The following is a 24,872-nucleotide window of genomic DNA, read 5'->3' on the forward strand; positions in this document are numbered from 1 at the left end:
CGCCGTGTGAACTCTTCCGTGGTGCCCGCCAAACCCGCTGTGCCCGCCGTGTGACCGGGGGGCGAGGGTCGAGTTTGGGCCTCCGGTGTGCTTGTTTGGGCTGGAGGGATCTGAAACAACGTTTACGTTCGAACCGAATTGATCGCAGCAAAAGGATCGACCGTTAAGGACTATGGATTACGCTCAGGCTGTTTTGGAATTGGCGCACGCTGCCGGAAGCCATCCGTCAGGTTGGGTCATCTGGGACGAGGGACTCGTGGCGGGAAAACAAGGGAAGCACCTGGCCATCAGTGCTCCGGGCGCTCGCCTGACGAATCTGCAAGCGTCAGATCTGATTGCCGTGAAACCGGCGGTTCTCCTTGAGGCGCTGACGGCGAATCATGGCCGCACCCACGTCGACAGCGAGATCCTGGGGCAGGCGCGGCTTGCGCCGGATGCGCCGGTACCCGGCCCGGAAGCATTCCTGGCGGCTGAACTCCTGGCGGAGGATTGGCCGGCGCTCCTGGTCCTGCTTCAGCCGGTACCTTTGCACCAGATTCTGGCATCGCCGCGGGCGCGGCAGTTTGCGGACCGCCGGGTGACGGTGAGCGAATCGTACGGCCTGGGCCGGGCGATGCCGTTGGTGCCGTACGCCGACCCGGGGATCGCTCTGGCCAAAGAAATGCGCAGCCGGATTTCCTTGTGGCGTGACCGTTACAAAGCGGTTCCGCGCATCGTGCTGCTGCAAAATCAAGGGGTGATCGTGCTGGGTGACACCGTGGCCGAAATCGTCGAGACGACGGAGAAGCTGATGAAGGCCGCCGATGTCTTCATCGGGGCGAGTGCGCTTGGCGGCCCGCAATTTCTCAGCATCGACAACCTGGACCGGGCTTTGGTGTTCCAACAGGCATTATCGCCCGTCGCCCCGGCTGACCGCGCCGACGATGCAGACGAGTGAACCCGGGTTCCGTCGAGGGAGGACCGAGGGTCTGGCCCGCGCCGTGGCTCCTCGTCGGGGCGGGATTGGCGGGTTATGTGCTCCTGCTGGTTTCCAACCCCGTTTTCCCCTTCCTGCTGAACGGGTTGCGGGCGCTTCAACGGCATCCCCGGATCTGGCTGTGGTTCGGGGCACTGAGCGGTTCGTATTTTCTTTTACAATGCATTCAGGCCTACGAACTTGGTTTCCTGCAAATCGGCGTTTCCGACGTTCTCTACTGGCCGGCTTTTCAGCCTGAGACCGAAAGCATCGCCGCCGCGAAAGCCTGGCTGCCGGCCCTCGATGGTGTGGCCGGTCTTTTCCAGCAAGCCGTGGTTACCTTTCCGGCCTCAGCCCTGGCGGCGTTCCTTTTCCTTGTCAACTGGCGGAATGCACGCACCACGACCTTCTCGGTGGCGCGAAAACGCCTGGAGCGGTGGCGGTTCCCGGTGTACTTCGGCGTGCTTTTGTGCGCGGTTGCCGCCCTTCTCAAGCCACTTTTCGCCGTCTGCATTTATCTGCTCAACGATTTTATCGGTGCAGTTCAGTTGCTGCAGCTCGGGGCGGTTCTCGACGCGTGCTCATTCCAGTTTGAAGCCCTGTTCGGCACGCTGATCCAGGTTTACCTCGTGCTCCTGGTCTACGCGTGGCTTCGCGGCCTGAGCGTGTCTTCCGACCGCGTGTTCGCTCTGGCCATCAAGCGCAGCGTGCATGCCGCCCGCTGGACCGGCCTTTTTCTGCTGGCGGGACTGGTGCTGGTGCACCTGCCCCTTCTGACGACCTACGCCCAGCTTCAGGGTGACGCGGACTTTACAAAGGCGGTCGTGCAGTACATTGACCAGATCGCACGCCCTTTGCTGGATGTGGTCCTGATCCTTTTCTGTTCCGTCCAGTTGAGCCTGGTATTCCATAACGAGGCGTTGAGCGACGCCCTGGGCATGCACGCCGCCTTCGTACGCGCCCATTGGTACCGGCTGCTCTGGTTTTTGCTGGTTGCCGCGCTGCATTTCTTTTTGCTGGAATGGCTCAGGCATTTTCTCGCGACCGGTTTCCCTGAGAATTCCTTTCCGGAGCGGTTGACTACCCTGCTCGCGCTGGAGGCCAAAGCGTTCCTGTCGGCATGGTTTCTCGCGAGTTGGGTTTGCCTTTACCGGGGGTGCACGGGAGCGGGACCGGCGGTGAGGTTTTAGGGTAGCGGGTAACGAGTAACGGGTAACGAGTAACGAGTAACGAGTAACGAGTAACGAGTAACGGGTAAGGGGTAAGGGGTAAGGGGTAACGGGTAGCGGGTAGCGCGTAATGAGTAACGGGTAACGGGTAGCGGGGAGCGCGTGGGGGCAAATCGATGGCGATGTGGTGAAAGCCAGTTTTCGCTTTACGCGGGCTGACGCGCGTGGTGAGCTTCCGTGTCCCGGCTTTTGAAGAATTCCGTAATGCCCATTCTTCTTCGTGCTCAGCAGCTCCAGGGTAAACGCCAGTTCGGGGACCAACCCGAGGAGAAGGTGCAGCCGTTCGATTATGCGTTTGAGTCCCGCCGGATCTACCGGTTGGACGGTCCTGACCGGGGCGGCAAGGACCTGGCGTGGCGCCTCCTGACGCTGCTGGAGCGCCCGACGGCAGGCGAACTGCTCGTGCGCGAGGCTGCCACGTCGCGTCTCGGCGACGCCGCGCTGGCGGAGTTGCGAAACCGCGAAGTCGGCTACGTTTTTCCGACGCCGTACCTGTTGCCCGGGTTCACGGTGGTTGAGAATGTCGCCATGCCGTTGTTCAAGGTCCTGCAGGTTGACCCGGCGGAGGCAAAAGAAATTACGGAGGAACTGTTAGGAATAACGGGTCTGTCCGGCGTTACGGAGGAGACTCCGGACGGCCTGACGGCGCTCCAGCAACAGGTTGCCGCCCTGGCGCGTGCCGTTATCCACCGGCCCTCGTTGCTAGGCATCGAATCACTCGGAAAAAGCCTGGCTCCGCGTGACGCCCTCCTGTTTTCGGAGGTTTGCCAGCGACTCGTAAATCACTTCGGACTCACGGCTGTCGTCACCGTGGCGCCCGGCACGGAGACCGCCTGGTCAAGTGTAATCCTGGAAGTTGCGAACGGGACGGTGCAAGAAGTAGTAAAGGCTCACCCAAGCCAATGAGTTCCGCGCAGGAGATTACCAAAAAGAGCCAGTCAAATCTGGCGCTTGCGTTCTTCGCTCTCCCGCGGCAGCGCCGCGAGGCGATAACCATTTTCTATGCGTTTTGCCGTCACATAGACGATCTCGCCGATGATGCAAGCCAACCCCTCGATGAAAGGGTTGCGGCGTTGCAGGCCTGGCGAGCCGCTCTCCGGGGACCGATTCCCGGCGAAATGCCGTTTGCGGCGGAGATGAGGGGGGTGATTGAGCAGTACCGGATCAATCTGCGGTACCTTGACGACATCCTGGACGGGGTGGAGTCGGACCTGAGCCCGAGCCGGTTCCAGACCTTTTCCGATCTCAGCCGGTACTGCTACCGGGTCGCCAGCGCGGTCGGCCTGGTGAGCATTGAAATCTTCGGCTACCGCAACCCGGGAACGCGGCGTTACGCATACATCCTGGGGCATGCGTTGCAGCTGACCAACATCATCCGGGACGTCGAAGTGGATCTGCGCAACGGCGGGCGAATTTACCTTCCGCTTTCCGAAGTGGAACAATACGGCTACTCGGAGGAACAACTCCTGGCACGCGCTTATAACCGCCGGTTTTTGAACCTGATGCAAGCCCAGGCCGAGCGCGCCCACGGTTTTTTCCGGGAAGCGCGCCGGTTACTGCCGCGAGAAGACGTGCGCTCGATGGTGGCGGCCGAACTGATGCGCGCCACCTATTTCCGGCTGCTGCAAAAGATCGAGGCGGACCGGTTCCGGATGTTTTGCCGGCGCTACCGGCTCGGCACGGCGGAAAAACTTTCGATGATCACGCTCGCGCTTTCGTCCAACTGCCTGGGTATCAAACTGTGAGTGAAACTGCCCCGTACACGCGAGCGTAACGGCTCGGGTACGCGAACTCGCTTCAAGAGGAATGGAATTGGAACATCGTTGTATGAGGTTAAAAATCTGTGTACTGGCGGTCGTGACGTCGGCCGGCTTGTTGAGCGGCTGTGACACGCCCGAGGGGCAAGGCGCAGGCTATGGTGCCGCGGGGGGTGCGATCATCGGCGGTCTGGCCGGCGGTAACGTCCGGAGCGCGGCGGCCGGTGCAGCCGCGGGAGCCGCGACGGGTGCGATCATCGGAGCCATCGTGCACGAGAACGAGCGCCAGCGTTATGATCAGGATGCCCCGCCGGGGGGATACCCCTATGGACGCCGGACCGAATACCCGGGAGTGGTGCAGAGCCCGTATTATCCGCACAACCTGATCGACGTCCACGGGATCCCGCCCGGCGCCCTGGTGCTGGATCCATCAGTGAACCGCCCCTTCGTGCGGCCCTGAGGGGAAATGCCACAAATGGAAGAGAGTGGCGGGTAACGGGTAATGAGTAACGGGTAACGGGTAACGAATGTAAGGTGTCGGGTGTCGCGTCGAGTAAATGCCGCTGAGCGGTGACTTCGACGGCTCATGCGCGTGGCGTTGATTCCATACCGCCGGGGTTACAACTTCGGCCCGTGCCCTTCCACCCGACACCCGACACTCGTTACCCGTTACCCGCCACTGTCTTCCATTTGTGGCATTCTGCTTCTAGCGGAACAGGAGCCGGCAGAAGGCGATCGCGGCGATCATGCCGGCCAGGTCGGCGAGCAACCCGGCCGCAATCGCGTGCCGGGTCCGGGTGACGTTAACTGACCCGAAATACACCGCCACGACGTAGAACGTCGTCTCGGCACTGCCGTAAATGGTGGCGGCCGTGTAGCTTGTGAGGTGATCCGGCCCGAGGCGTTTTACGAGGTCGCTCAGCACGGCAATGGAGCCGCTGCCGCTGAGGGGGCGCATAAGGATCATCGGCAGCAGATCCACCGGCGCGTTCAGCTGCCTAAACACCGGTGCAAGCAGTTGTTGCAACATCTCCAGTGCGCCCGCCTCCCGAAAGACGCCGATGGCCACCAGGATCCCGACCAGGAACGGGATAATGCGCACGGCGATCTGAAACCCTTCTTTTGCGCCCTCGACAAATTCGGTAAAGACCGGAACACCGCGGCCGGCCGCGTACAAGGGAAAACCGGTGATCAGGCAAGGAACCACCAAGGGCGAAAATGCCCGGAACAAGTTGGCCGGGAATCCGGGTGCGTCCGGCGGCGCCGCCTGCCCAAGCACTTCCGGAAAAAGGGTGTGAAGGAAGAGGAAGCTGAGAAACAGCACGAGCGCGGCGAGCAACGCAGCCGCCCAGGGGGCAAGGGGACGCAGCCCTGAAACGGCCGGCGCCGGGGCAGAGGGGGTGCTCGCCGGGGGGGGTCCCGGCGCGGATCTTCGCGTAAAGTACGGGTTTTGCCGGGCAAAGACGGGCAGGCGCTCGAGAATCTTCACGATCGCGACGGCGCACACCGTGGCGAAGCCGGTGGCCAGCAGGGTGGGCGCAATGATTGCCGTGGGGTTCCGGCTTCCATTGATCGCCAGGATATTCATCGCGGTAGCCGGGACCAATTGGACGGCGCTGGTATTCAGGGCCAGGAACATGCACATGGCGTTGCTGGCGGCGTTTGCGCCGGCGTTGAGGCGGTTGAGTTCACCCATGGCTTTGAGGCCGAGGGGGGTGGCGGCATTGCTGACGCCGAGCATGTTGGCAGCGATCGACATCATCATCGAGCTCATCGCCGGGTCAGCGGGTGGAACTTCCGGGAACAGGCGCTGCATCACCGGACGAATCAGCCGGGCCATCACGGCGATCAGCCCCGATCTTTCGGCCAGACGCATCAGGCCGAGCCAGAGCGCCATGGTGCCCACCAGCGGCAGCGCGATGTCCATGACCGCACTCTTGGCGCTCGCGAACACGGCTTGATTCAGGGCGTCCAGTCGTCCGGTGATGCCCGCCACGATGACGCCGGCCAGCAGCAAGCCCGCCCAGATAAAATTCAACATGGAGCGGGCGGCTGATTTCTCTGCAATTGCATAAGCATCTCTTGAAGGCAGCGGCAGGCTGGGCTTGCGACGGGGCCGATTGTGACAGAACTGACAGTGGCGGAAAGGAAAGTTTCGGTTGATCGGCTCAAAGCAACCCGGGAAAGTGATTAATCAACATCAGGTCGATTCACGAAGAATTGCCTTTGCCGCATTTCACCTCGTATTGTGCGACCGAAGGTGACGTGAAGCCAAGAATGCGGAATCTGGCGGTTGAACTGGCGCCGTTCGGCAGTACCGTCAACAGCATTGCCCCCCAGTCCGATTGAAACGCCTATCAACGCCAAGCTGTTGAGTGACCCGAAAGCGCTGCAAGGGCTGTTGAGCAACATTCCGCTGGCCCGGCTCGGGAAGCCTGCGGACGTTGCGGGCGTCGCAGTTTTTTTGGGCTTCGGCAGACGCGGATTACATAACCGGCGCGACCATTTTTGTGGACGGGGGATTAACCTGGAACTACAGCGAACAATAACGACGAATACCTATGCAAATCGGCATCGTAGGCCTTGGCCGGATGGGCGCCAACATGGCGCGCCGCTTACAGCGTCATAATCACACGGTTGTCGTGTTCGACCGAAACAAGGAAGCCGTCCAGCGCATGGCCAAGGAAGGTTTTGAGGGGGCCCATTACCTGGAGGAACTGGTTGAAAAGCTGGAGAAACCACGGGCCGTGTGGCTCATGGTGCCTGCGGGGCTGCCCACCGAGAGCAGCGTGCAGTCGCTCAAGGCGTTGCTGGATGCGGGCGACGCCGTGATCGATGGAGGTAATTCCTTCTACAAGGACGACGTGCGCCGCAGCCGTTCGCTTCATGAAAAGGGGATCCACTACATCGACGCGGGGACCAGCGGGGGGGTCTGGGGCCTTGAGCGCGGGTATTGCTTGATGATCGGCGGACCGGAGGAGGCCGTTAAACGCCTGGAACCGATCTTTGCGGCGTTGGCGCCCGGAAAGGGCACGATCGACGCTACGCCGGGCCGGGAAAAACTCCAAAGCACCGCCGAGCAGGGCTACCTGCACTGCGGGCCGTCAGGTGCGGGCCATTTTGCCAAGATGATCCATAACGGGATCGAGTACGGCTTGATGCAGGCTTACGCGGAAGGTTTCGACATCCTGCGCGGGGCGAACGCCGACCAGCTGGAGGATGGTTACCGTTACGATTTTAACGTGGCCGACATCGCCGAGCTCTGGCGGCGGGGCAGCGTCGTGGGTTCCTGGTTGCTTGATCTGACGGCCATGGCGTTGGCTGAAGACCCGGCGCTGGACCATTTCTCGGGGTTCGTGCAGGATTCGGGCGAAGGCCGCTGGACGGTGCAGGCCGCCATTGAAGAATCGGTTTCGGCCGATGTCTTAAGCACATCGCTGTTTACCCGGTTTCGCTCCCGCAGAGAGCACACCTATGCCGAAAAAGTGCTCTCGGCAATGCGCAACAAGTTCGGCGGCCACGTCGAAACCTTTCCCGGCGAATAAGTGAGGTTATATGGACGTATGCCAGCCGACTCCGCGGGCGGGTGATCCGTGCGCGATCGTGATCTTCGGTGCGTCGGGGGATCTCACGAAGCGCAAGCTCATCCCGGCGCTCTATAACCTGACTTCATACGCGCTTCTGCCGGACAAGTTCAGCATCATCGGGGTTGGTAGGCAGGACTGGTCGGATGCAGCGTTTCGGGATCAGCTGGGCAAAGACCTTGCCCAGCTGGGCACCCAGCCGGTCGACCCAAAAATATGGGGTTACTTTGAGCAGCGAATGAGTTTCTGCTCAGGCGACTTCGGCGACGATCAGACCTATGAATGCCTCAAGGGTTCGCTCGAGCGATCCGAAAAGGAATTGGGCACCGGGGGAAACGTCCTTTTTTACTTTTCGATCCCGCCCGGTTTGTTTGCCCCAGTGGCCGAGAAGTTGGCTCAGCATGGGCTGACCAGGCAGGAGAAAGGCAATTGGCGGCGGGTGATCATCGAGAAACCGTTCGGCCACGACCTCACGTCGGCCCGCGAACTTAACGGGCGGCTCACGAGCGTCCTGGAAGAAAACCAGATTTACCGCATCGACCATTACCTGGGCAAAGAGACCGCGCAGAACCTGCTGATCTTCCGCCTGGGCAACGCGGTATTCGAACCGATCTGGAACCGGCGGTACATTGACCACGTGCAGTTGACGGTGGCGGAGTCGCTCGGCGTGGAGAACCGGGGCGCCTTCTACGAGCGGGCCGGCGCGTTCCGGGATGTGATGCAGAACCACATGTTCATGCTGCTGGCGCTGATCGCGATGGAACCGCCGACGTCGTTGCAGGGGGAAGCCGTGCGAACCGAGAAGGTCAAGGTGCTTGACGCGATCCGTAAACCTTCCGAGGAACAGGTGCTGCGCATGACGGTGCGCGGCCAGTACGGCCCGGGAATCATCGACGGCAAACCGGTGCCCGGTTACCGCCAGGAGGCCAACGTGGATCCGCATTCGCTGACGGAGACCTACGCCGCCATCAAGCTTATGATCGACAACTGGCGCTGGGCCGGGGTGCCGTTCTACTTGCGGACCGGCAAGCATCTGGCCAAGCGCAGCACCAAGATCGTGATACGCTTTAAGATACCGCCCCTCGCGCTCTTCGGTGGCGCGGAAAGCGATCCGATCGCGCCTAACTACCTCGTGTTCCACATCCAACCCGACGAAGGCATCGCCTTCCAGGTCCGAGCCAAGGTACCGGGGCCGACCATCGCGACCAAGGCGGTGCACATGGATTTTGACTACAGCCAGTTCGGGGGCCAAGTGCCGACCACCGGGTATGAAAAGCTGCTCTACGATTGTATGGTCGGCGACGCCACTTTGTTTCATCGGACCGACATGGTCGAGGCGGCCTGGACGGCGGCCCAGCCGATCCTGGACGCGTGGGCCGAGCATCCGCCCGACGATTTCCCGAATTACGACGCCGGGTCCTGGGGACCGGCCGCCGCTGATGCCTTGATGGCGCGGGACAACCACCGCTGGTGGTACGCCCCGGCGAAATAGCGGCGCAAAGGAGAGTTCGGAGTTCGGTCACACGGCGGGCGCAACGGGTGTGGCGGGCACAACGTAAGAGTTCACACGGGCACACCACGGGCACAACGTAAGAGTTCACACGGCGAACACGGAGAGCCACGGCGACCACCGCGGGAAGAGGAAAGAGTTCGGAGTTCGGCGTTCGGAGCGGCATCCTGGGTGCCGGCTGCCGCTGTCGAGTCCAGCGTTTGGGATTCTGTTTCTACGTATTCTGCGGATGATTCTGTCTTCCCGCCGTGTGAGCGTGACCTCAGGGGAGATCGGACCGGGTTCTACGACGCCTCCGAACTCCGAACTCCGAACGCCGAACGCCGAGCCCCGAACTCTTTCCTCTTCCCGCCGTGGTCGCCGTGGCTCGCCGTGTTCGCCGTGTGAACTCTTACGTTGTGCCCGCCAAATCCGCCGTGCCCGTGGTGTGACGGCGTTGCTTTTTGAAGACTGCGTGCTTAGCTTGCCAGCCTCTTGTTGGTTATGGCTGCAAGCATTATCCCGAACGAACGGTTGCACGAAATTCAATTTAGCAACGACGAGATCGCGCGTTACTCCCGGCACCTCATCATGCCGGAGGTAACGCTTGAGGGTCAGAAGAAACTAAAGGCGGCCAGCATCCTGTGCATTGGGACGGGCGGCCTTGGCTCGCCGATCGCCCTTTACCTTGCGGCTGCCGGCATCGGGCGGCTCGGGCTCGTCGATCCTGATGTCGTCGATTTTTCTAACCTGCAACGCCAGATCCTGCACGGAACGGACGACGTCGGCCGTAAAAAGCTGAACTCGGCCCGTGACCGCATCAAGGAGATCAACCCGAACGTCCAGGTTGACCTGTACGACACCCTGTTCCGGAGTGACAACGCCAGGGAACTGGTTGCCCCATACGATGTCGTTATCGACGGAACCGACAACTTTCCGACGCGCTATTTGTCGAATGACGTCTGCGTCCTGGCAAAAAAGCCGAACGTGTACGGGTCGATATTCCGTTTCGATGGCCAATGCACGGTGTTTGCGCCGCACCTCGGGGGTCCCTGTTACCGGTGCATGTTTCCGGAGCCGCCCCCTCCGGGCATGGTGCCCAGCTGTGCCGAGGGCGGGGTCCTCGGCGTTCTCCCCGGCATCATCGGGGTGATGCAGGCCATCGAAGCGATCAAGCTTATCCTGGGGATCGGCGAACCGCTGATCGGACGTTTGGCGAGTTTCGACGCGCTCAAGATGCGTTTTCGGGAGTTTACCATCCGGCGGGATCCCCAGTGCCCCCTGTGCGGTGAGCATCCGACCATCCACGATCTCATTGATTATGAACAATTCTGCGGGTTACCTCAGGCGGAAGAGGAGAACGCCAGGGAAATGCAGGTGCCGACGATCGAGGCGCGCGAACTCAAGGCGAAACTGGACCGCAACGAGCCCTTCGTGCTGATCGACGTGCGCGAGCCGTACGAGTATGAGATCTGTCACATCCCGGGCTCGCGCCTGATTCCGCTCGGCGAACTGCCGGCGCGTCTCAGTGAACTCGACAGCGCGGACGACATCATTCTTCAATGCAAGAGCGGGGCGCGCAGCGCCCGCGCCTTGCACATCCTGCAGGAGGCGGGCTTCAAGAAACTGAATAACCTTGAAGGCGGCATCATTGCGTGGGCGGAGCAGGTTGATCCTTCCGTGCCGAAATATTGAGCCGGCGAATTCAGCCTTAACAAATGGGCTTTGGTTTTGAACCCGCCTGTTGCTGATGACGGGGTTGCAACCCCGGATCCCGGGTTGATCGCGATCCTGAGGTGCCCGGTGACCCGGTCCGGGTTGCGGTGGGCTGAACCGGAAGAACTGGCCCGGGCACAGCGCGCAATGGCCGCCCGCGCCTTGAAAACGCGGGTGGCAGGCGAGCAAATTCTACCGTTCGAGCATTGTTTGGTTTGCGAAACGGGCGAAATCTGCTACCCCGTTCGCGACGACTTACCTTTTCTCGTCCCAGAAGAAGCGTTTCACCTGCCCCCGGCTTGATTCATTCCGTGTATCCGAGCCCGGCGCCCATCACCCCCGTATGGCCAAGGACGAAAAACTGCAAAACCGGTACATAATTCTTGACGAGCTGGATCAGAACAAGTCCGTCGACCAGGACGAATACAAGGAAAAGCTCAAGGACTACCAATTACGGATGCTGAACCTGCAACGGGTTCTCATGGATTCAAAACACAACGTGGTCGTGGTTGTGGAAGGACCCGATGCGGCGGGAAAAGGAGGCGCGATCAAGCGGCTGGTGGAAAAGCTGGATCCGCGCGGTTACCGGGTTTATTCCATCGTCAAACCGACGGATGAAGAGTACCGGCACCACTACATGTGGCGGTTCTGGAACAAGCTGCCTGCCTATGGCCGGATTGCGATCTTTGACCGGTCCTGGTACGGGCGCCTTCTGGTGGAACGGGTCGAGGCTTTTGCGACGACTCACGAATGGAAGCGTGCCTATCGTGAAATCAACGACTTTGAACGTTTGCTCACCGACGACGGCACCGTGATCGTCAAGCTCTACCTTCATATCGACAAGGATGAACAGCTGAAACGGTTTCGGGTGCGGGAGGCCGACCCGTTAAAGCACTGGAAGATCACCGAGGAAGACTGGCGTAACCGGCGCAAGTGGGAGCGCCATAACGAGGCGGCACAGGAAATGTTCGCACAAACGTCGCCGCCGCACGCCCCCTGGACGGTGGTTGCAGCGAATTACAAATGGTACGCGCGTCTGAAGGTGCTGAAGACAACGCTCAGGGCAGTCGAGGCCCTGGACCTTAAAAGTTAGCTTTGGCCGCTGCGGCGTGCGGCACTTCCCTTTTCCCACGGACCGCGATGATTACGTCTGCCAAAAACTATTCTGCCCCGATCGTTTACGGTTGCATGATGATCGGCGGCGCGTTTGACGCCGCCCCGCTTGATGGCGCCCAGCGGAAGAAGGGCCGGGCGGCGATTGAGGCTGCCTTGGAATGCGACATCAATTTCTTCGACCACGCCGACTTTTACTGTTACGGGAAATCGGAAACGATTTTCGGCGAGTTTCTACGGGATCACGCCGGTGAACGGGACCGCTTGGTCGTCCAGAGCAAGTGCGGCATCATTCTACCCGATCAGCCCGAGAAAGGGTTGCCGGGCCGTTTCGACTTGAGCTACCAGCACATCATGGAGGCCGTCGAGGGCAGCCTGGCGCGTTTGCAGACCGATTACCTCGATGTGCTCCTGCTCCATCGTCCGGACCCGCTGGTTGAACCTGAAGAAGTCGCGCGCGCGTTCGACGACCTGCACCGCAGGGGCCGGGTGCGTTCCTTTGGCGTGAGCAACCATTCGCCTGCACAAATCGAATTGCTGCAGGCCTACGTCGACCATCCGCTGCGCTTCAATCAGATCGAGTACAATCCGCTCCACACCGTACTGCACGATGCGGCCATTCACGCCAATATGCGCCGCCCGGAGTACGGCAATCCCGGTGAAGGTATCATCGAGTATTGCCGGATGCATGATATTCAGCTCCAAGCGTGGGCGCCCTTGGCAAAGGGGCTTCTCACCGGAAAAGCCGATTCGGCCGAAGTTGAGCCCCGGGTCAGGCGGGCCGCCGATTACGTTGCCAAGCTGGCCGGTGAATGGGGCGTCAGCCGGGAAGCCGTGGTCATCGGCTGGGTCCTCCGGCATCCGGCGCGCATCCAGCCGGTCGTAGGCACAACCAATCCCGATCGTCTGCGTTCGGCTTGCGAAGCGCTCCAGCTGAACTTCAGCCGTGAGGAATGGTACCAGCTATACACGGTGGCAATGGGCCACCGGGTTCCGTAAGCACCCGGACGAGTTGGGCCGCGGTGCCCCCGCCTGCGCGCGCCGGGCGAGCATCCGCGCCTGGGTCGGATCGATCCGGCCTTGATCCGGGACGCACCACCGGCGATTCAGTACGGATGCGCAGGATGTTGGTGCTGGCGGTCGTTGCGGCCGCGGTCGCGGGCGGTCAACCCGGCCGGGTGCGAGCGGAGAACGCTCGGGACTATGCCGTCGCCGGGGTGGAGATGGTCAGGGCCGGCAAAGACCGGGAGGCTCTGGACGACTTCACCAAAGCGATTCAACTCGCCCCCGGCGACGCGATGCACTACCGAAACCGGGCCGCGCTATACGGCCGGATGGGGGCCTGGGACAAAGCCGCGCAGGATTACACGACGGCGTTGAATCTGCAGAACGATCCCGGGGTGCAATTCAACCGTGGGTACAGCTACCTGCAGGTTGGCAGAGGCGACGATGCGCTGAAAGATTTTGAGGCCGTGCTTAGGCAGCAACCGGATAACGAGCGTGCCCTGCGGCTTCATGCGTACCTCCTGGCAGCGCGAAAGGAGCCGGAAAAGGCCATCGATGATTATGATAGACTTCTGGCCAGGAACCCGGACGACGCCGCGGTTTTGAAGGCCCGTGCAGATGCGTTCCTGGCAATGGGGCAACCGGACCGGGCGATTGCTGACGACACGCAGGCAGTCAAGCTGAACCCGCAGGACGCTGAGGCTCAATCGGCGCTGGCGACGGCGTGTTTGCGGGCCGGCGACAAGGTACGGGCCTTGGAAGCGCTCGATGCCGTGCTCCGGGCAAAGCCGGACGACGTCGACGCCCTGATCCGGCGTGCCCGGCTTCAATACGAGCGGGAACAGTTCGCCGCCGCCGCCGCGGCCTACACGACGGCGATCGGGCTCAAACCGGCCGAGGCCGAGCTTTATTCCGGCCGCGGGTACGCCCGGCTCAAGCAAGGGGATAAACCCGGTGCCCTGGCTGACTTCAACAAAGCCGTCGAACTTGATCCGAACCGGCCGGCCTATCACACGACGAGAATCTACCTTTATGAATCATTGGGTGAAACGGAAAAGGCAATTGAGGATCTCGGCCGCATGCTGGCCCTTAAACCGGATGATCCGCAACTGCGCCTGCACCGCGGCGACCTTTGCCTGAAAGCGAATCAGCCGGACGCAGCTTTGGCGGATTATGATTCGATTCTCCGCGCTGACCCCGGCAACGTTTCCGCCTTGGCCGGCAAAGGCCAGGCGCTGGCGCAGAAAGGCGACCGGCGCGCCGGAGCCGAACAATTACAGAAGGCGTTGGGCACGGCCAAAGATCCGAAACAACAGGACGAAATCCGGCAAAAGCTGCGGGCCCTCGGGGTCGGACCTCTGCTCTGAAAATGCCACAAATGAAGACGTGGCGGGTAACGAGTAACGGGTAACGGGTAACGGGTGTCGGTCACACGGCGGGCACAGCGGGTTTGGCGGGCACAACGTAGGAGTTCACACGGCGAACACGGCGGGAAGAGGGGGAAAGAGTTCGGGGTTCGGAGCTCGGCGTTCGGAACGGCAGAGAACGCCACAAATGACACTGGGTGGCGGGTGCCGGGTAAGAGAGACGCTATATCCGTCGTATGCCCCCTAATCTGTGTAATCTGTGGATGTTTTCTCTTTTCTGCGTTCTTCTGCGTGTTCTGCGGATGATTCCTGTCTTCCCGCTGGGTGAGCCTGACCCCCTGGGGAGATCGGACCTGATTCTACGCTGCCTCCGAACTCCGAGCTCCGAACCCCGAACTCTTTCCCCCTCTTCCCGCCGTGGTCGCCGTGGTCGCCGTGGCTCGCCGTGTGAACTCTTACCCCGTGCCCGCCGAACCCGCTGTGCCCGCCGTGTGACCGACACCTTTCTCCAGTTGTGGCATTCTCCTAACTGCCGTCAATGCTGTACTTGCCCGGGCCGACAAAGGCCAGCAGCACGAATATAAACAACATTTCCAGCGGCCGGGAATACTCCTCAAAATGGTGGGTGGCATGCAGCACGGACATAAAGGCCACGAACATGGTGAAGGCGATAAAACTGCACGCCGGCCGGAACAGAAGCCCCAGGATCAGCAGGACACCGCCGAAGCACTCAGAAAGGCTCGCCAGCAGGCCCCAGGCCAGCGGCAAAAAGCTGATGCCGAGGTTGGTCATGGCGTGGCCTAGCCTGATCCACATCGGCGCGCCGCCGGCGAGCTTGGGCCAGCCATGCAGCACGTACATGACTCCCAGGCCCAGACGACCGACTAACAGGCCGAAATCAGAGTATTTGCTCAGGAAACTCAACATGACTCGATCAAGTAACGATTTTCGGTGTGGGACATGGTCTTCCCACCCGGCGGGGAAGGGTGGCCTGCCACAGAAGGCCGAGGAGTTCAATTGAGCGTCCTGATTACGGTTCCCGCCCGGATGCGACCGCCGGCGGGTTGCTGTTGCTGCTTGCGCTGCCGATCCTTTCGGCCGCTATCTCGGCTGGAAAGACTTCAAACCGGGCCAACGCTTGCTGCACCCGGGCGAGCGGCAGACCGACCACATTTTCGAACGAGCCTTCCACTCGCTCGATCACGAGTTCCGCGGCCGATTGGGCCGCGTAAGCACCCGCCTTGTCAAGCGGGTCAATCAGGGCGTGATAGCGTGAAATCTGCGCGTCCGACAGCGGCTTCAGGGTGACGTACGTCAGTTCCGCATCAACCACGGCTTTGCGGTCCGCGTGGCAAACCACGCAAAAAGCTGTTACGACGAGGTGCGTCTTTCCCGCTAATTCTTTCAGCATCGCTGCAGCCGAGTCGAGGTCTGCGGGTTTGCCGAAAGTCTTGTTTTCCAGGGCTACGACGGTATCGGCGCCGAGTACCACCGCGTGAGGATGCTCCTGTGCGACCTGGCGCGCCTTGAGCCCGGCATTTAGCAGGGTGAGTTCGCATGGGGAGAAGTGCGCCGAGTCCGATTCCTGGACGCGACTCGGGCGGACCTCGACGCGGTAACCGGCGCGCCGAAGGAGATCGGAGCGCCTGGGCGACGTGGAAGCGAGGATGAAAGGCTTCACTTCTGGGTAGTGGGTGACGGTTTGGTAATACCTGCCGGTGACGGCGACGGCGACGATGCCGGGCTGGGCGCAGCGTTCATCTGCAGTTCCTGATAACCGTCCGGGATCGCAAAATCAGCATCGTTGATGGCGGTCTCTTGTACTGAAACAATCGTCGTGACCACCTTCTGGCCCATCACCTCGACCGTGGTGCGGATCGGCAGGCCGGGGAATTTATCGGGCGGGAGCGCAAGCGGACGAAACGCCTCCATACCAGGACCATTCTGTACGTTGTAAAGGACGGTAACCAGTTGCTGATAATTTTTGAAGTCTTTATCGATGGCGACCGTGTTGTGAACGCCGTTCAGGTCGTAGGTATACTCCTCGGTCGGGTAACCATTGATTGTTTCCTGTTTGCCGGTCGGTTTCAATTCCACTCCCGCCGGGTTGTCGGCTTGGTTGCCCAGCATGTTTTTCATGGCGTTAGCCTGGGCAACCATCTGCTCTTTGCTGATCTTGATGAATGCCTTTTGCGGATGAATCAGCACCACCGTTTCGCCCGTGTTGGAATCCATGATGGCGCTCGACTGTTCCGTCGCGTCCACCCGGCATTTCCCGTCCTTCAGCTTAAGCGTGATATTTTCGTTCTGGCCTGCGTTCTCGACGGTTTGCGTGATGACGTAGTCGGCGCGTGCCCCTGTGGCGAGGGCAACAACCGTCCAGGCAAGGAAGAATAAGGGTTTCATCGAAAGGAGACAAAACGTAGCCCGTATCCCCGAGGTGACGCAAGGAGAGCTGATCGTGCCGGGTCAATCGTCGTTGATGACCCCGACCAGCGACACCGGCTGGGGTAACGGCAGTTTCAGGCGCCAGCTCAGGAACGATGCCGGCTGGGTTTTCCAACGAGCGAAGTTCAGCCCGTTGTAGGTGACGACCCGCCAGCGTGGCTCCAGGGGGATGCCGCTGAGTTCGGGCGCTGAAAAAACGCAGGCGGCCGGGCCGGAGCCGGCGAGGAAGGACGCCGCGCTTTCCGGGCGCAGCCGCTGATGGAATGGCCCGGTCACGCTTCGCAGATACCACACCAGGCTTTGTTCATCGTAACCGACCGAACCGGTCCGCGTGTCGGGCCGAAGGTAAGGGCGCAGCCGCTGAACGATCATCTTGGATGGAAACGCGGGTTCAACCGCGGCGAAACCGGCCGTGGCAATCAGAACGTAAACTGCAACGCTCAGGCCCGTGACCCGTCCGGCCGGGAACTCAGGCGACAGGTGCCGGCCGACCAGGAGCGCGAGCAGGGGGAACGCGGGCAGGGTGTAGTGGGGAAGTTTCGTCTGGATCAGGGTGAACACGAGGAAAACGAGGCCTGCCATGAGCAGGAGATAACGATCAACGGCGGCCCGCATGCCGGCTGCCCGGCGCAAAACCTTCAGCAGGCAAAAGCTCCAGGGGGCGAAGCTGACAAAAATCGTGACCAGGTAGAACGGCAGGAAAAGCAGGTACCCCGCGATCCCGGGCGCACCATGGCTCTCCATCGGTTCGATGGAGCGTTGGACCACGTGTTTGCCGATGCCGACGCGCAGAAATTCACCGTGGGTCAAGACCAAGGCCGGTACGCCCCAGACGCCGACGATGACCAGCATCAGGATCAAGCCGGCTCCCTCCGAGATCCACAGAGCGGGTTGGCCATCCCGGGTCCGCTTCCGCGCGTAGACCCAGGGGGTGATCAACGGCAGCAGGGCGATCGGGCCCTTGGCCAGAAAACCCAGGGCTAACGCCAGGTAAAATGCCGCCCAGAGGCGGACCGACGCCGGGCGTTCGAGCCGCTCCCAGCCTGTCCAGCACGCCGCGGTGAAGAAAAAGACCATCGGCATGTCGGCCACGGCGGCACGGGCATGGACAAAGACCTGCAGGCATGTGCCGAATACCAGGGCCGCGGTCCAACCGGCGCGGGAGTTGTTGCCGCAGCGGCGGCCCCAGGCGGCAATCAGCAAGGCGGTGGCGGCAGCAAATACCGTCGAGGGAAATCGAACCGCGAAATCATTTTGGCCGAACAGCTTCATCGCGCCCGCCTGGCACCAGTAAGTGAGCGGCGGCTTATCGAAACGGTACTCGCCGTTAACCCGCGGGATGATCCAATCACCGCTTTGCAACATTTCACGCGAGGCTTCGGCGAAGCGTGGCTCATCCCGGTCGATCAACGGCAGGGTGGAGTTGCCCAGGCCGTACAGCGCCAGCAGCGCGGCAAACAGCAGCAGGCGGCCGGACCAGGCGGGAAAAGCAGAAGCGTTCACTTGAGCATCGGTGGAACTGAAAAGCCGTGCGTGACGGCCGCGGCATCCCGTGTTAGCTGATTTTTTTGCGGCATGGGGCACGCCCACCCTACTGAATTCTCGCGTGATGCAAACCGGAGAGTGGTTTGGACGCTGGCGCTTTCCGCAATCGCCGCCGGCCTGATCGTGGCTGCCTTCTGCGGCGATGCCGCTTGCATCCAGTGGATGCAGGCGCATCAAAACCGGACGGTGTCACGCCTGGCGGCAAAGCTCAGTGAGTTCGGGGATTGGCCGGAACTCATGGTCTATGGTTCGGTGGTCCTGGCCATCGCCTGGATTCGCCGCGCCGGCCGGTTGGTGCATTTGGTTCTCTGTATGATGCTGGCGTCAACGCTTGCAGGTGCGGCCGTGAACTCCATCCGCCTCCTGAGCGGCCGGACCCGGCCGGGTGAGCGGGAAATTCGCAGCGGCTGGTACGGGCTGTGGTACGGCAAGACCTTTCTCCTGCGCAAGAATAAGTTTCACAGCTTCCCATCGGGGCATACCGCCAGCGCCTTCGCTTTTTTCGGCACGGCCGCATGGGCGCATCGCCGTTGGGGGTGGCTCCTCCTGAGCCCGGCCGGTGCAATCGCCTGGTCACGGTTGTATCTCAACGCCCATCATCTGTCCGACGTCGTCGTGGCCCTCATCATCGGGCTGCTCCTGTCTTTTATCGTCTGGCGCCGGGCCGGCCCACGGGTACGCCGCTGGGTTGATGCCCGCTGGCGGCTGCCGGAATCACCCACCGGCCATAAATAGATATGGAAGCATCGGAGCATGGAAGCGCGCGGCGCCAGGGTGTGCCGGGTGCCGGGCTGCCCGCGGCCAGCAACTCTCATCCAGCCATCCGCGCCCGTCTGCTCCGCCTTCGCGCCACCGGGGCGCACTTTAAAAAAAAGCGTGCCAAGACAACGGGGAGTCGTTTAGCTTTTTTAAGATTTCGCAAATGGGGCCATGATGGTGCGTTTGGGCCGGCGTCGGATTTCCCCAGTCCGTCGAACAGGAATGCGAATCGCGGTGATCGCAATCCATAAATCGGATCGATGCCGCCAGGGGTTGATACAACCGTTACAACCGAGACAAGTCATACAATTTAAGCCCTGAGGTATGCCGCATCATGAAGTCGAAGTTTAGGACACACGTTTTTCGCGTCTGGATGCTGGTTGCGTTGTTGCTCTCCTTGGGAGCCTGGGTAGCGGCTCGCGCCGGCGAAGTTCTTTACGCCGATGATTTCACCAACCTAGACCCGACCTGGGGCACCCCGGGTGACATCATCCGCGTCCAGGACGGCAAGCTGGTTCTTAAGCCTGCGCCTAACACGTCCCAAAACATTCTCAACCAATCGCAGGTCTTCGAGGATGCGGAAATAACGCTGGACGTCACCATCACCGACGGAGCGACCGAGGTGCCGGGTGGACTGATCTTCTGGGCGAAGGACTACAGTAATTTTTACTGCTTGTGCGTCAACGCGAATGGCAGGTTCAAGATCAGCCGGTACGTGACGGACCGGTGGCTTAATCCGATCAACTGGACCGAGACCAACGCCCTCAACAAGGGCCTGGGGCAAGTCAACCGGCTGCGGTTGGTGACCACAAGCCATCAGGCGATCATCTACATCAACGACACTTCGATCCTGACCTTCAACGGCCAGCCGCCTCGGGGCGGGGGGTGCATAGGAATTTCGGGTACCTCGGCCGAAGGAAGCCCGACGGTCTGGCAATTTGCCAACCTGCGCGTGATCGCCGCTTCGCCCGGCGGACCAGTGGCTGCGCCTGCCGGTCCGGCGGTACCGACGCCGGCGGCGCTGGCGGCGGCGTCGCCTTCACAAGCTCCACCGGTGCCGACGGCCTCGCCGGCCGCGTCGGTTGCGCCGTCACCGGCTGCAACCGTGGCGGCAGCCGCAGCTACGCCGGCCGCACCCGCAGTGCCGTCGCCCTCCCCTGCGGCGGTCAACGCGGCAACGCCGACTGAAGCGGCGCCCGGACCGGCTCCCGCCGCGACCCCGGTTGTTGCCGCGAGCCCGGCCGTTGCCGCGACGCCTGGACCTGCCGGGGGACGCCGAGTTGCGCTCAGGCTCCATGGGTCGAACACGATCGGCGCTGAACTCGCCCCGGCCATCGCCGAGGAATTCCTGAAGCACGAGGGCGCCATCTCGGTGCAGCGCAAGCCGGGGCTCAGGGAGGATGAAACCAATCTGGACGCCGTCCTGCCGGATGAATCGGCGGAATCGGTGGTCATTGAAATCCAGGGCCATGGCTCCAAAGCGGCGTTTGACGATCTGGCGGCTGACGCCTGCGACATCGGCATGTCGTCACGACGGATCAAGGCCGAGGAAGCGCAGCGGTGCGCGCGTGCAGGGCTCGGCGACCTGGTTTCGGCCGGGGGCGAACACCTGCTGGGTTTGGACGCCATCGTGATCCTGGTTCACAAGTCCAACCCGATCGGCGCGTTGAATAAAGAGCAGCTGGCCGACATTTTCAGCGGTAAAATCACCGATTGGTCACAGGTCGGGGGCCGGCCGGGCGGCATCAATCTATACGCCATGGGCGATCGGTCCGGCACCTTCGACACGTTCAAGGCGCTCGTCCTGGGCTCCCGGAACCTTTCCCCGCGAGCCTTGCGTTACGAGAGTAATGCAAAGCTTTCCGATGACGTGGCAACCGATAACAACGGGATCGGTTTTGCCGGCATGGGGTTTGTACGCGGAGCAAGAGCAGTCGCCCTGGGTGAACCGGGCGCCGCGCCGGTAATGGCCACCCCGTTTTCGATCGTCAGCCAGGAGTACCCGCTTTCGCGCCAACTTTTGCTCTACAGCGCGGTTGAACCGAAAAACCCGTGGGTGCGCAAGTTCCTGGACTTCGCCCGGCCAAAGTTGGAAGTCTTTTCCTGGTGGACATCGGGGGGTGAAGCGGCAGCCCTCGACGCGCTGGTGCGTACCTACCAGACTGCCTACCCCGGGGTGGCGGTGATCAACGCCACGGTGGCCGGCGGGGGCGGATCGGCGGCGAGGCCGGTGCTGCAAACCCGCCTGGCGGTTAACAATCCGCCGGATACGTGGCAGACCCATCCCGGGTGGGAGTTGCTGGGCCAATACGTTACGCCGGGCTACTGCGACTCGCTCTCCGAGTTGTTTCGCAGCGAAGGCTGGGACAAGGCGTTCCCCAAAGCGCTGGTGGATCTGGTCACGAAGAACGGCCAACCCTACGCTGTGCCCGTCGGCATCCACCGCGGCAATGTGCTCTGGTACAACAAGAAGCTGCTCGCCCAGCAGGGTATTACAATCGGACCGAAGCTGAGCTTTGATGAGTTTTTTGCCGATTGCGAAAAATTAAAGGCTGCCGGCGTGCCGGCGCTGGGAGTGGGGGACGCGGGCATCTGGGCTTCAGCGCAACTGTTTGAGAACACGCTGCTGGGGGTGGTGGGACCGCAGGGTTGGTCGGACCTGTTCAGCGGGCGCCGGCGTTGGGATGATCCGGCGGTCAAACAGGCCGTCGAATACTTCGGACGGATGCAGGATTACTTCAATAACGACCATGCGGCTCTGACCTGGGATCAGGCCATCAAGCGCCTAATGGACGGCAAAGTGGGTTTCAGCTGCATGGGCGACTGGGCCGACGGGGAGTTCATAAAAGCGCGACTCCAGGAAAACGTCGATTTCGGCTGGGTGAGTTTCCCGGGGACAGACGGTGATTTCATGCTGGTGTCGGACAGCTTCACCCTGGCGAAAGGGGCGCCGCACAAAGAGTCGGCGATCGCGTGGCTCAAGAGCATCGGCAGCAAAGACGCCCAACGAACCTTCAGCGCTCAGAAGGGTTCGATTCCGGCGCGTACTGACGTGGAACGGGCGGGATTTGACCTTTATCATCAGTGGTCGATGACCGATTTCGCCGAGGACAAACTGCTGCCCAGTTGCGTCCACGGGTCGGCCGCACCGGCCAGCTTCCAACAGGCGTTTAATGATGCGGTGGCCGCCTACATGGCCGACCGCAACACCGATAATTTCACCGGGGCACTGGTGCAGGCAGCCCAGAAGATGAGCCCGGAGGCGGTGGAAAGGGTTGATCTCGGCGGACGAAAGATCGAATTGATGGACAGCCCGCCGTTGCCGCCCGATGCGCCGCCAGACTACGCGCGCCAAGTCCAGGGTGCCGGAAAATTGAACGTAACATTTCGTTTCAGCGCCGGCAGCCGGCGTCTGGATGAAAAGTCGAGGCGAGACCTTGAGCGGATGGTCGAGATCCTGCGGAATCCGCAATACCAGCGGCGCCAACTCCTGCTGTTCGGTTTCTCCGACAACAAGGGTAGCGCCAGGTGGAATGTGGCGCTTTCCAAGGACCGGGCGAAGGAGGTCGCGGAACTGTTCAGAAAGCACGGCATCAGCCCGGCATTGGTTACGGGGTACGGCATGGCTCTGCCCGTTGCTCCCAACGACAGCGACCAGGGCCGCCAGGAAAACCGGCGGGTTGAGGCGTGGTTGCGATAGGGGTAGTGGCTGCCCCGATCCATCGTGGTCGATCCCGAATTGCGCGCACCTGTTGAACGCGGGCGCGCAATCGGGAGCAAGGCCGGCAATCGTCAGTGTATCCGTTTACGACATTTTCAACTATGACTATCAGAGACGACGAACAAATCGACCTGCAAACGCCGAATGGCCCGATGAGAACTTACGTGCTGCGTCCCGCAGCCGACGGCCGCTACCCTGGAATCGTCTTGTTTTCCGAGATCTTCCAGGCAACCGGCCCGATCCGGCGTAGTGCGGCGTTGCTGGCCGGGCACGGCTTCGTCGTCGGAATACCCGAAATTTTTCACGAACTGGAAGCGCCTGGAACCGTTCTCCCGTACGATCAGGCCGGTGCGGATCGCGGGAACGCCGACAAATACGGGAAGGAACTGGCGAGTTACGACACCGACGCGCGTGCGGCGCTCAGCTACCTGAAATCACATCCACAGTGTACCGGCCGATTGGGCGTCATGGGTTTCTGTATCGGAGGTCACCTTGCGTTTCGAGCAGCAATGAATCCTGAAGTGCTCGCTGCGACCTGTTGTTATCCCACTGATATTCACAACGGTCGCCTGGGCAAGGGAATGAAAGACGACTCTCTGGCGCGTGTTCCGGAGATCCGTGGCGAACTCCTGATGGTGTTCGGACGTCAGGACCCGCACGTGCCGCGCGAAGGACGTGCGATCATCTACAATGCGCTGGCCGACGCGAACCTGAACTTCAGCTGGCATGAATTTAACGGCGCCCACGCCTTCATGCGCGATGAGGGATACCGTTATGATCCTGTGGCGGCCCGCATCGTGTACGGCATGGCGGTGGAGATGTTCAAGCGCAGGTTGAACGATGGCGAGGCAGTCGCCGAGCCGGTCCGGGCCGGGTGATGGTGCGCGTGGCCCCGGCTGGCACCGTTTGGGCCCGCCTCAAACGAAGGGCAGCCCGGGCCTTCGGCGTTTGAGGCGAGTTGGCTGCGCCGGCGTCGGTCGCCGAGGGGAGGGGACGGTTTTACGGCCTAAACCTCGTCATCCCCGTCTCCGGTACCCTTTTTGTACGTGAGGCCGCGCAGTTTGCCTTCAATAAACGCGTCGAGGTCACCATCCATCACGCCCTGCACGTTACTCGTTTCTACCCCGGTTCGATGGTCTTTAACCATCTGGTAAGGCTGAAACACATAGGAGCGGATCTGGCTGCCCCAGGCAATGTCGCCCTTCTCACCATACTGCCGGTCGAGTTCGGCCCGTTTTTTGTCCTGCTCAACCTGGTAAAGCTTGGCCTTGAGCATGTTCAAAGCCATCTGGCGATTCCGTCCCTGGCTGCGCTCCGCCTGGCATGCGACGACAATACCGGTCGGAACGTGGGTGATGCGCACGGCGGTTTCCACCTTGTTCACGTTCTGCCCGCCTTTGCCGCCGCTGCGGAACGTATCGAAGAGCAGGTCGCTCTCCTTGATCTCGATGTCGACGTCATCCTTAAGTTCAGGGACCGCATCGACGCTTGCGAATGAGGTGTGGCGCCGCTTGTTGGCGTCAAATGGCGAGATGCGAACCAGGCGATGGACGCCGCGCTCAGTCTGGAGGTAGCCGTAGGCGAATTCACCGGCCACAAGCAGGGTCGCCGACTTGATCCCGGCCCCTTCTCCCTGCTGGATGTCGACGATCTGGCTCGAATACCCGTTCCTTTCAATCCAGCGCTGGTACATGCGAAGGAGCATATCCGCCCAGTCGCACGATTCTGTGCCGCCTGCGCCAGCGTGGATCGTAAGAAACGCATTGTTCCGGTCAAACTCCCCGGACAGGAGCATTTTTAACTCAAAATCATCCAGCCCGCGCGTCACCGCCGCGTATTCGTTTTGCAAATCCTGAAAGGCGGCGAGTTGCGCCGCGTGGTTGGCTTCTTCCTGCGTCAGGTCCCGCAACACTTCGAGGTCGTCCACTTTCCGGATCAACTCGCCGAGCGGTTGCACCCTGGAGCGCACTGCGGTGGTTTCATCGATGATCTTTTGCGCCTGTTCCTTACGGTCCCAGAAATCAGGCGCGGCCATCTGCTCTTCCAGGTCCTGAAGTCGCCGTTGTAGGGCGGCGTAGTCAAAGATACCTCCGAAGCTCGCCGATGCGGGACTTGAGTTGATCGATGCGAATGGCTTGGAAATCGATTTCCATAAGGTGGATTAAACTGAGTGAGATCAGCGTC

Annotated in this window: 21 protein-coding genes; 15 read left to right on the top strand and 6 right to left on the bottom strand. The window is 61.4% G+C overall.

The window, feature by feature from the left end; genetic code table 11:
- Positions 1–172: 172 nt before the first annotated feature.
- From JO015_09695 to JO015_09715, 5 genes are all read left to right on the top strand, one after another.
- A complete protein-coding gene (locus JO015_09695) occupies positions 173–937 on the top strand; it encodes a class II aldolase/adducin family protein (protein MBV9999371.1) in 765 nt (254 codons plus the stop codon).
- Positions 934–2,145, top strand: coding sequence for a hypothetical protein (locus JO015_09700; protein ID MBV9999372.1), 1,212 nt, complete (start codon positions 934–936; stop codon positions 2,143–2,145). Before JO015_09695 ends, JO015_09700 begins: the two co-directional genes overlap by 4 nt.
- Before the next feature lie 243 nt (positions 2,146–2,388).
- Positions 2,389–3,090 (top strand): ATP-binding cassette domain-containing protein, encoded by a 702-nt coding sequence (locus JO015_09705; protein ID MBV9999373.1) that lies wholly within the window; start codon positions 2,389–2,391, stop codon positions 3,088–3,090.
- Positions 3,087–3,929: a squalene/phytoene synthase family protein gene (locus JO015_09710; GenBank protein ID MBV9999374.1), complete on the top strand. Its 843-nt coding sequence runs from the start codon at positions 3,087–3,089 to the stop codon at positions 3,927–3,929. Before JO015_09705 ends, JO015_09710 begins: the two co-directional genes overlap by 4 nt.
- Before the next feature lie 82 nt (positions 3,930–4,011).
- Positions 4,012–4,401 carry a hypothetical protein gene (locus JO015_09715; GenBank protein MBV9999375.1) on the top strand — a complete coding sequence of 130 codons (390 nt, stop codon included), beginning with the start codon at positions 4,012–4,014 and terminating at the stop codon, positions 4,399–4,401.
- A gap of 246 nt (positions 4,402–4,647) precedes the next feature.
- Here JO015_09715 and JO015_09720 read toward each other — a convergent pair whose 3' ends face one another.
- Positions 4,648–5,982, bottom strand: coding sequence for a nucleoside recognition protein (locus JO015_09720; protein MBV9999376.1), 1,335 nt, complete (start codon positions 5,980–5,982; stop codon positions 4,648–4,650).
- 520 nt (positions 5,983–6,502) lie between these two features.
- Here JO015_09720 and gnd point away from each other — a divergent pair.
- The 7 genes from gnd (at position 6,503) to JO015_09755 (ending at position 14,215) form a co-directional block, all read left to right on the top strand.
- Positions 6,503–7,486, top strand: coding sequence for a decarboxylating 6-phosphogluconate dehydrogenase (gene gnd / locus JO015_09725; GenBank protein MBV9999377.1), 984 nt, complete (start codon positions 6,503–6,505; stop codon positions 7,484–7,486).
- Between the two features lie 10 nt (positions 7,487–7,496).
- Positions 7,497–9,017 (top strand): glucose-6-phosphate dehydrogenase, encoded by a 1,521-nt coding sequence (zwf, locus tag JO015_09730; GenBank protein MBV9999378.1) that lies wholly within the window; start codon positions 7,497–7,499, stop codon positions 9,015–9,017.
- Positions 9,018–9,518: 501 nt separating this feature from the next.
- Positions 9,519–10,709, top strand: coding sequence for a molybdopterin-synthase adenylyltransferase MoeB (moeB, locus tag JO015_09735; protein ID MBV9999379.1), 1,191 nt, complete (start codon positions 9,519–9,521; stop codon positions 10,707–10,709).
- Between the two features lie 36 nt (positions 10,710–10,745).
- A complete protein-coding gene (locus JO015_09740; protein MBV9999380.1) occupies positions 10,746–11,033 on the top strand; it encodes a hypothetical protein in 288 nt (95 codons plus the stop codon).
- A 40-nt stretch (positions 11,034–11,073) separates the two neighbouring features.
- Positions 11,074–11,823, top strand: coding sequence for a UDP-galactose-lipid carrier transferase (locus tag JO015_09745; GenBank protein MBV9999381.1), 750 nt, complete (start codon positions 11,074–11,076; stop codon positions 11,821–11,823).
- A 47-nt stretch (positions 11,824–11,870) separates the two neighbouring features.
- On the top strand, positions 11,871–12,842 hold the full coding sequence (locus JO015_09750) for an aldo/keto reductase (protein MBV9999382.1): 972 nt from the start codon (positions 11,871–11,873) through the stop codon (positions 12,840–12,842).
- Positions 12,843–12,958: 116 nt separating this feature from the next.
- Positions 12,959–14,215, top strand: a complete 1,257-nt coding sequence (locus tag JO015_09755; GenBank protein MBV9999383.1) for a tetratricopeptide repeat protein — start codon at positions 12,959–12,961, stop codon at positions 14,213–14,215.
- Between the two features lie 525 nt (positions 14,216–14,740).
- On the opposite strand, the gene JO015_09760 is transcribed toward JO015_09755, so the two are convergent.
- The 4 genes from JO015_09760 to JO015_09775 all read right to left on the bottom strand — a co-directional run bounded on the left by JO015_09760 (position 14,741) and on the right by JO015_09775 (position 18,166).
- Positions 14,741–15,142 (bottom strand): DoxX family membrane protein, encoded by a 402-nt coding sequence (locus tag JO015_09760; GenBank protein ID MBV9999384.1) that lies wholly within the window; start codon positions 15,140–15,142, stop codon positions 14,741–14,743.
- 103 nt (positions 15,143–15,245) lie between these two features.
- The gene (gene maf, locus JO015_09765) at positions 15,246–15,896 is read right to left on the bottom strand and encodes a septum formation protein Maf (protein MBV9999385.1); all 651 of its coding nucleotides are present in this window, start codon (positions 15,894–15,896) and stop codon (positions 15,246–15,248) included.
- Complete coding sequence (locus JO015_09770) at positions 15,893–16,621, bottom strand: DUF4412 domain-containing protein (GenBank protein MBV9999386.1); 729 nt, start codon at positions 16,619–16,621, stop codon at positions 15,893–15,895. The genes maf and JO015_09770 overlap by 4 nt, the downstream gene beginning before the upstream one ends.
- 63 nt (positions 16,622–16,684) lie before the next feature.
- Positions 16,685–18,166: a glycosyltransferase family 39 protein gene (locus JO015_09775; GenBank protein ID MBV9999387.1), complete on the bottom strand. Its 1,482-nt coding sequence runs from the start codon at positions 18,164–18,166 to the stop codon at positions 16,685–16,687.
- A 120-nt stretch (positions 18,167–18,286) separates the two neighbouring features.
- Between JO015_09775 and JO015_09780 the strand changes: the two genes are divergently transcribed.
- From JO015_09780 to JO015_09790, 3 genes are all read left to right on the top strand, one after another.
- Positions 18,287–18,943 carry a phosphatase PAP2 family protein gene (locus JO015_09780; protein MBV9999388.1) on the top strand — a complete coding sequence of 219 codons (657 nt, stop codon included), beginning with the start codon at positions 18,287–18,289 and terminating at the stop codon, positions 18,941–18,943.
- Positions 18,944–19,301: 358 nt separating this feature from the next.
- A complete protein-coding gene (locus JO015_09785; GenBank protein MBV9999389.1) occupies positions 19,302–22,667 on the top strand; it encodes an extracellular solute-binding protein in 3,366 nt (1,121 codons plus the stop codon).
- A 122-nt stretch (positions 22,668–22,789) separates the two neighbouring features.
- Positions 22,790–23,566 carry a dienelactone hydrolase family protein gene (locus JO015_09790; GenBank protein ID MBV9999390.1) on the top strand — a complete coding sequence of 259 codons (777 nt, stop codon included), beginning with the start codon at positions 22,790–22,792 and terminating at the stop codon, positions 23,564–23,566.
- Between the two features lie 128 nt (positions 23,567–23,694).
- On the opposite strand, the gene prfB is transcribed toward JO015_09790, so the two are convergent.
- On the bottom strand, positions 23,695–24,831 hold the full coding sequence (gene prfB / locus JO015_09795; GenBank protein ID MBV9999391.1) for a peptide chain release factor 2: 1,137 nt from the start codon (positions 24,829–24,831) through the stop codon (positions 23,695–23,697).
- Between the last annotated feature and the right edge of the window lie 41 nt (positions 24,832–24,872).

The sequence above is a fragment of the Verrucomicrobiota bacterium genome (assembly GCA_019247695.1).
Lineage (GTDB): Bacteria > Verrucomicrobiota > Verrucomicrobiia > Chthoniobacterales > JAFAMB01 > JAFBAP01.

Excerpts from the sequence above, each read along its gene's own strand:
- zwf (MBV9999378.1), top strand. The coding sequence starts at position 7,497 with ATGGACGTATGCCAGCCGACTCCGCGGGCGGGTGATCCGTGCGCGATC.
- JO015_09755 (MBV9999383.1), top strand. The coding sequence starts at position 12,959 with ATGCGCAGGATGTTGGTGCTGGCGGTCGTTGCGGCCGCGGTCGCGGGC.
- JO015_09750 (MBV9999382.1), top strand. The coding sequence starts at position 11,871 with ATGATTACGTCTGCCAAAAACTATTCTGCCCCGATCGTTTACGGTTGC.
- JO015_09785 (MBV9999389.1), top strand. The coding sequence starts at position 19,302 with ATGAAGTCGAAGTTTAGGACACACGTTTTTCGCGTCTGGATGCTGGTT.
- JO015_09720 (MBV9999376.1), bottom strand. The coding sequence starts at position 5,982 with ATGTTGAATTTTATCTGGGCGGGCTTGCTGCTGGCCGGCGTCATCGTG.
- JO015_09695 (MBV9999371.1), top strand. The coding sequence starts at position 173 with ATGGATTACGCTCAGGCTGTTTTGGAATTGGCGCACGCTGCCGGAAGC.
- JO015_09705 (MBV9999373.1), top strand. The coding sequence starts at position 2,389 with ATGCCCATTCTTCTTCGTGCTCAGCAGCTCCAGGGTAAACGCCAGTTC.
- JO015_09715 (MBV9999375.1), top strand. The coding sequence starts at position 4,012 with ATGAGGTTAAAAATCTGTGTACTGGCGGTCGTGACGTCGGCCGGCTTG.
- JO015_09710 (MBV9999374.1), top strand. The coding sequence starts at position 3,087 with ATGAGTTCCGCGCAGGAGATTACCAAAAAGAGCCAGTCAAATCTGGCG.
- JO015_09790 (MBV9999390.1), top strand. The coding sequence starts at position 22,790 with ATGACTATCAGAGACGACGAACAAATCGACCTGCAAACGCCGAATGGC.
- JO015_09745 (MBV9999381.1), top strand. The coding sequence starts at position 11,074 with ATGGCCAAGGACGAAAAACTGCAAAACCGGTACATAATTCTTGACGAG.
- moeB (MBV9999379.1), top strand. The coding sequence starts at position 9,519 with ATGGCTGCAAGCATTATCCCGAACGAACGGTTGCACGAAATTCAATTT.
- JO015_09760 (MBV9999384.1), bottom strand. The coding sequence starts at position 15,142 with ATGTTGAGTTTCCTGAGCAAATACTCTGATTTCGGCCTGTTAGTCGGT.
- gnd (MBV9999377.1), top strand. The coding sequence starts at position 6,503 with ATGCAAATCGGCATCGTAGGCCTTGGCCGGATGGGCGCCAACATGGCG.
- JO015_09770 (MBV9999386.1), bottom strand. The coding sequence starts at position 16,621 with ATGAAACCCTTATTCTTCCTTGCCTGGACGGTTGTTGCCCTCGCCACA.